Origin of the sequence: Microcystis sp. M165S2 (assembly GCF_020245885.1) — a bacterium.
In the GTDB taxonomy this organism is placed as follows: domain Bacteria; phylum Cyanobacteriota; class Cyanobacteriia; order Cyanobacteriales; family Microcystaceae; genus Microcystis.
This window is the reverse complement of sequence record NZ_JADBTZ010000367.1, coordinates 1-6,238: the sequence shown is the minus strand read 5'-3', so window position 1 is coordinate 6,238 and position 6,238 is coordinate 1. Positions and strand designations below refer to the sequence as shown.

General features: G+C 39.4%; 9 protein-coding genes and 2 pseudogenes. 6 read left to right on the top strand and 5 right to left on the bottom strand.

Translation table 11 applies throughout. From position 1 onward, the window contains the following. The 4 genes and pseudogenes from IM479_RS18210 to IM479_RS18195 all read left to right on the top strand — a co-directional run. Positions 1-106: pseudogene (locus tag IM479_RS18210) on the top strand (transposase); the annotation flags it as partial. A 47-nt stretch (positions 107-153) separates the two neighbouring features. Then, a complete protein-coding gene (locus IM479_RS18205) occupies positions 154-1,491 on the top strand; it encodes a Mur ligase family protein (protein ID WP_287687087.1) in 1,338 nt (445 codons plus the stop codon). 206 nt (positions 1,492-1,697) lie between these two features. After that, positions 1,698-2,501, top strand: a complete 804-nt coding sequence (locus tag IM479_RS18200; RefSeq protein ID WP_287687085.1) for a type 1 glutamine amidotransferase — start codon at positions 1,698-1,700, stop codon at positions 2,499-2,501. Positions 2,502-2,577: 76 nt separating this feature from the next. Next, positions 2,578-3,498 (top strand): hypothetical protein, encoded by a 921-nt coding sequence (locus IM479_RS18195; protein ID WP_353737583.1) that lies wholly within the window; start codon positions 2,578-2,580, stop codon positions 3,496-3,498. A 30-nt stretch (positions 3,499-3,528) separates the two neighbouring features. Here IM479_RS18195 and IM479_RS23110 read toward each other — a convergent pair whose 3' ends face one another. Beyond that, positions 3,529-3,663 (bottom strand): cupin domain-containing protein, encoded by a 135-nt coding sequence (locus IM479_RS23110; RefSeq protein ID WP_416361031.1) that lies wholly within the window; start codon positions 3,661-3,663, stop codon positions 3,529-3,531. Positions 3,664-3,774: 111 nt separating this feature from the next. Here IM479_RS23110 and IM479_RS18185 point away from each other — a divergent pair, with 111 nt between their 5' ends. After that, positions 3,775-3,915, top strand: a complete 141-nt coding sequence (locus IM479_RS18185) for a hypothetical protein (protein ID WP_287078969.1) — start codon at positions 3,775-3,777, stop codon at positions 3,913-3,915. Positions 3,916-4,023: 108 nt separating this feature from the next. Beyond that, a pseudogene (locus IM479_RS18180) lies at positions 4,024-4,326 on the top strand (PIN domain-containing protein); the annotation flags it as partial. Between the two features lie 65 nt (positions 4,327-4,391). Here IM479_RS18180 and IM479_RS18175 read toward each other — a convergent pair. The 4 genes from IM479_RS18175 to IM479_RS18160 all read right to left on the bottom strand — a co-directional run bounded on the left by IM479_RS18175 (position 4,392) and on the right by IM479_RS18160 (position 6,013). Next, on the bottom strand, positions 4,392-4,817 hold the full coding sequence (locus IM479_RS18175) for a putative toxin-antitoxin system toxin component, PIN family (protein ID WP_286826182.1): 426 nt from the start codon (positions 4,815-4,817) through the stop codon (positions 4,392-4,394). After that, the gene (gene vap15, locus IM479_RS18170; protein ID WP_286826183.1) at positions 4,795-5,031 is read right to left on the bottom strand and encodes a type II toxin-antitoxin system VapB15 family antitoxin; all 237 of its coding nucleotides are present in this window, start codon (positions 5,029-5,031) and stop codon (positions 4,795-4,797) included. Before vap15 ends, IM479_RS18175 begins: the two co-directional genes overlap by 23 nt. Before the next feature lie 327 nt (positions 5,032-5,358). Continuing rightward, complete coding sequence (locus IM479_RS18165; RefSeq protein ID WP_287687081.1) at positions 5,359-5,784, bottom strand: type II toxin-antitoxin system VapC family toxin; 426 nt, start codon at positions 5,782-5,784, stop codon at positions 5,359-5,361. Continuing rightward, entirely contained in the window at positions 5,771-6,013 is a 243-nt protein-coding gene (locus IM479_RS18160) for a hypothetical protein (RefSeq protein WP_286826185.1), read from the bottom strand. Before IM479_RS18160 ends, IM479_RS18165 begins: the two co-directional genes overlap by 14 nt. Between the last annotated feature and the right edge of the window lie 225 nt (positions 6,014-6,238).

The window sequence follows — 6,238 nt, the reverse complement described above, 5'->3', positions numbered from 1 at the left end:
CTATGGGAAAGATGCTCTTTGGTCGCCTAGTTATTTTGTTTCTTCTGTAGGAGGTGCGCCATTGGAAGTTCTTAGGTGCTATATTAAAGATCAAGAAAAGCCGTCGTTTTACGACGGGGTTTTAACCCAAATTTTCGATAAGAATCTCAGTTCATGCAATTGTTTGATCGCATCCGTTTAGGGATAGCCGTAGCGGTGGCTAAAACCGTTACTGCTCTGGTTAAAGGACTCCGTTTAGGGGCTGCCAGCGTCTTGCCGGGGGAAATTGCCCGTCGTCTCCATCCCCGTTTGTTACCGCTACTCTGTGGGCAAGTCCGACGGGGGGTAATCTTGGTGGTTGGCACGAATGGAAAAACTACCACTTCCCTACTCCTAAGAACTATTCTAGAGCGTCAGGGGGCAAAAGTCACCCATAATACCACCGGGGCGAATTTAATTAATGGTTTAATCACTGCTTTATTAGCCGATGCCAATTTATTCGGCACTTTAAAGGCTGATTATGCCATTTTAGAAGTGGATGAAAATATTCTCCCTTTGGTTTTAAAAGATTGTCGTCCTCGCGCTATTTTAGCTCTAAATTTGTTTCGCGATCAACTCGATCGCTATGGGGAAGTAGATACAATTAGTCGCCGTTGGCAAGGAGCCATATCTCCCCTACCCACCAATACTTTAGTGATTCTCAATGCTGATGATCCAACTCTTTCCCATTTGGGTCAACAACTGCCCCAACGAGTTGTATATTTTGGCTTAAGTGAGCCAGAATTATATCTAGAAGAAATTCCCCACGCTGTCGATTCTATTTACTGTCCTCAATGTGGTGCTTCTTTGGATTATCGCGGGGTTTATCTCTCCCATTTAGGGGATTTTAGTTGTCCTAGTTGCGGCTTTAAAAAGAGTAGTCCTGCTTTTCATAGTCAGGATTGGCCGCAGATTTTAATCGGTGTTTATAATAAATATAATACTTTAGCGGCGGGTTTAGTAGCCCAGGAATTGGGGATTAAAGATCGAGAAATTTTTGAGACAGTTCAGGGTTTTAAAGCGGCTTTTGGTCGAGCGGAAGAATTAGAAATTGAGGGTAAAAAAGTTAGAATTTTACTGTCTAAAAATCCCGTGGGTATGAATGAAACAATTCGCGCAGTGGCTGATATTTTACAGAAAGAAAAGTCTTCTACTACTCTCTTGGTTCTCAATGATCGCATCCCCGACGGTACGGATGTTTCTTGGATTTGGGATGTGGATACGGAAAAATTAACCCGTTTGGGAACAACTTTAGTAGTGACAGGCGATCGACTTTATGACATGGCTTTACGCTTACAATATAGTCAGGATAGTCTCGCTTCTCCCGTTAATTTAATTGTTGAATCCGATCTAAAAAAAGCGATCCAAATTGCGATTAATAACACCAAAAATGAGGAAACTTTACATATTTTACCTACCTATTCTGCTATGTTAGAAGTACGAGAGATTCTCACGGGACGAAAGATTTTGTAGAAGTTAGAAAAGAGTGAAGATTGGTGTTAGGTGTTGGGGTGTTAGGGTGTTAGTTGAATTCCCCCATTTCCCCATTCCCCCATTTCCCCATTTCCCCATTCCCCCATTCCCCCATTTCCCCATTTCCCCATTTCCCCATTTCCCCATTCCCCCATTCCCCCTATCCCCCATCCCCTATCCCCCATTCCCTAATCCCCTAAAAAATTATGCAAGAACTAGAACTAAAAATCGGCTGGTTATATCCGACATTAATGAGTACCTACGGCGATCGAGGTAATGTTATTACTATCCAAAGAAGATGTCAATGGCGTGATATTGCTGTGACAATTATTCCCCTAGATGCTCAAACAGAAACCGAGACATTTTATCAAGTAGATATAATTGTTGGGGGTGGGGCGCAGGATCGGCAGCAGGAGATCGTTATGCGCGATTTACAAGGGGCAAAAGCAGCGGCGATGAAAGAACAATTATCGGCAGGAATACCGGGAGTTTTTACCTGTGGTTCCCCACAATTATTAGGACATTATTACGAACCAGCTTTCGGTCAAAGAATCGAAGGATTAGGATTATTAGACCTAGTAAGTAAACATCCCGGACCGGATGCAAAACGCTGTATCGGTAACGTAGTTTTTGAAATTACTGCCTCCCCCTTAGCGGAGGAAATTAAAGCTATGACCGGGGAAAAACCGCTAGTAATTGGCTTTGAAAATCACGGGGGTCGTACCTATTTACAGACCGTTTCTCCCTTAGGAAAGGTGATTACCGGTTACGGAAATAACGGAGAGGACGGTTATGAAGGGGCATTTTACCACAATGCGATCGCTACCTATGCTCACGGTCCCCTACTACCCAAAAATCCCTTTTTAGCCGATTGGTTAATCACAAAAGCTTTAGAACAAAAGTATCAAAAAGCCATTTTTTTAGCAAAACTTGATGATTCTCTGGCCCTGAAAGCAAGATTTGCCATGTTTGAACGACTAGAACTAACCGGCGTGACCAATAAAGCCTAAACTGGTCATATACACTTATGGCAGGAGATAGTCAAACTAGCCATTAAGAATTTTAATTGTGGCAGCTTATGAAATTATGACTGGAAAAATTATCGATCGTCAAACGGCGGGGTTTCTCGTCCTCATCATTCCCCTAGCGGTGCTAATCATCCTTGTTTTTACCGCTTGGCCATTGATCCTACTGGTCTTCTTCTTAACTCTTGCAGTCAAGGTGTGGCAAGACTATCGCTGGTCAAAATTATCGACGGTGATTAACCCCTATTTCAATCAACTTTTACAGGACAATCAAGGTTGTCTCACCCCGATTGACCTATCGGCAAAAGCCAATCTCACGGCCAAATTAGCCAGACAATTTTTAGACAAAAAAGCTGAGGAATTTGGGGCGCAAAAAAAAGCTGTAGGCGATAAGGGTATGGCCTATTACTTTATCACCGCCAGTACCTTGGGTAGTATTTTTGATGAGAGTGACCCCTCTTTAGAAGAAATAGGGGAAAAACAAGTTCCTGCGATTACTGCCTCGAGATCACCCCTGACCACTTTAGAACAATCGCAGGAGGCTAAATCCCCCCTGATTGTCGCCGAGAAGAGCGAAAATTCTGTCCCGGAGGTTCCTGTTATTTCCTCCTCCCAACCTCTGACTAATTTAGGTAAATTATTTGAGGAAAAAGAGGAAGAAAAAACCGAAACGATCGCTGTTCAAGAAACGGTAATTCAAGAACCGGAGGAGATAATTAATCCTAGTTTGAACAGTCCTGACAGTTCTTTATCCCAATCAGAATCAGAAGTTAGGGAAGAATCTCTAACCACTGTATCTGAAACCATCTCATCGATGAGTTTGGCGGATTTGGCTAAACGTTTAGGAGTTACCCCAGCCGTTTTGGGTAGAAACAAAAAAAATAAATCGGAAGCAGAATTTGCCGATTGGAGTCGCATCAGAGATCCCGATGGTATTGCTTGGAAATTTGACGCAAAAAACTCCTTATTTGTGGTCAGCTGATAGGGAATTTGTTTTGTTTTTTAGACAGGCTCAATGCCTGTCTTTTTTGGCTCTACGTCCGACTCCTGTTTCATCTACAAAATTGCCTTCAAACACCAAAATCTCTTCACCACCAGGATGTCCATGCAGCGGGAAAAAACCACCGGGATAGAATCGAGTCAGCATTGTCAATGGATGATCCTGGATTTCATGGTCAGACTCGAAACAGCCAAACCATAATGGTTCTTCCGAACTTACACTGTAGAAAATTCCTCAAGCTCCCTTTCAGAATTAGAAATGATGTCCGATGAAAATCTAAATCAGAAAATTAGGCAAGTTTTGGGAGTACAAGCAATGGCGGGAATGCTGAAGGATTTAACTTCGGAACAAATGGCAGAGTTTGACGCAGTGATCGCAAGTTTTAGACAAAAATATTAAATAGTCGTGGGTTATCTACTCAATACTAACATCGTCACAGCTATTCTCAAAGACAACTAAGTAGTTGTTGAGAAATTAAGTGAAGTAAGACTACAAGGAAATGATGTTTTTATAAGCTGTATTACCTATTTAGAAACTGAGGCTGGGTTATTAGCAGTTAAAGCAACGAATAAGTTAGCAAGATTTCAGGATTTGTGCCGCACTGATTTAAGAGTATTGTTATTAGATACAATGGAAATTGTCCATGAAGCTGCAGCAATTTCTGCTGATTTAAGGCGCAAAGGAACCCCAATACAAATGGCTGATATTCTCATTGCATCAACAGCTATTAGCCATAATCTCATCCTCATTTCTGATGACTCAGATATGCTGAGAGTTCAGAGATTAACCGTAGAAAATTGGCTGCGATGATGTAGGGAGATAAGCTGTTCATCATTGTAATCAAACCAATCTTATCGTAGGTTGGGTTTCGTTCCTCAACCTAATCTACAGATTACTAAAAATTGTTGATAAGTAACAATTTTAGTTATTCCAAATTGTTGCAAAATCAATAAATCTTGATCGCCTGTAATTAAAAAATCAGCTTGACTATCTTTGGCTAAGGCTAAAAGGTAGTTATCTTTAGCGTCTCTACAGATATTAATTTTTGATTTAGTCTCAATACATAACCCAATTATGCTTAAAAGTTCAAGTAATTCTTGAACTTTACTTTTTGGAAAATGCTTTTGTAATTTTGGTCTTTTGGTAACAAGGTTAATTTCATTAAGTAGCTGTGGAGAAAAAATCGGCACAAGAGTTTTTTCAATCAGTAGATATTTTAAACTGGCTAACTGTTTACCAATAAGAAAGCTAATCCAAAGGTTAGTATCAATAATAACTTTAATCGGTGGCTTGTTGTCCATAAATTTTATCCCTAACTTCCTCCACTTCTTCGGTAATTGTCTCTAGGGAAAGCTCATCAGTTTTAAAGGTTTCTAAAAGTTGGGTTAATTTTTGATTTAAAGTTTCTTTTTCGAGTTCTTTACTGAGTTTTATTTTGTCACTTTCTGGGAGTTGTTTAACCAAATCTAAAATCTGGTCAAAGTTTAAGGTTAGTTGGTAAGTTTTTTGGTTCATTTTCTCAAATTATTGTTTATTGATAAAGTTTAATTGCTCGCAGTGCATACTCAAAACAACATTCCCGAATATCTATTTGTTTTTTCTATTTTTTTTGATAATTCATAATTCATAATTCATAATTCATAATTCATAATTTATCTATCGAGTTCTGTGAAAAGCTGATGTTTACATGAGCAAAATCCCTAAAATTAGACTTGATAAAAAACCTGAGATCGTTATATTCTACAGGTAACAAGCTTTTAAACGAGAGAGCCACGCCCCACGCACCAATTATATCATTCATTCTACCTGAATATCAAACAGGAACTAGAAACCTGTTCCGGATTACATTTGTTCTTGAAAAAGATTTTGAAATGGCTCCGTATTTTTCCAACGATAGGTATTAAAATCTCGATAATCAACGGAAAGAATTTGACCTGAACCTAATTCTTCTGCTAAAATAACCAAAGATGCGTCGGCTAAATCCATTGGCAAATCTCTATATTTTTGCATCAGTTCTTCAATGCGTTGGCAGTGCTTAGTTTTGAGGTTGAATACCTGTAGTTCTCCTGTGGAGATTTTATGAATAAGGGTTTTTGGGACATCTATTCCCACTCGTTTTTGTAGTAAGTAGCAAGTTTCAGTAACAACGCACCAGGTTGTAATAAATTGTTGATTGATGAATTTTTGGAATTGTTTTTTTGCTAATGGGTGAAGTAAGTCGTTTTTATTAGCAAGAGCCAGCCAGAAACCAGTATCAACAATGATCATATTTTTGCTTAAGTTCACTTGTTAAATAGGTTTTATAGTTTTGCGAAAGGTCTGGTTCAGCTTCTATACAACCGATAAAGTCAGACCAATCTTCTGTTCCCTGCTCTTTCATTTCCTGTGGGTTGGGAGAATATCGTTTTTTGAGAATACCTACAAGTTCAAGAATAGTCTGTTGTGCGTCGAGGGGAAGGGACGCAATATCTTCTTGAATCGTTTCTAGGTTTATCATTGTCATTATCTCTTTATGGTTGATTGTATCAATTTTAAGATAAAAATCGAGTTCTGTGAAAAGCTGATGTTTACGGGAGCAAAACCCCTAAAATTAGACTTGACAAAAAACCTGAGATCGTTATATTCTATAGGTAACAAGCTTTTGCACGAAAGAGCCACGCCCCACGCACCAATTATATCATTTATCAAACAGGAACTAGAAACCTGTTACTAGGGAGAGATT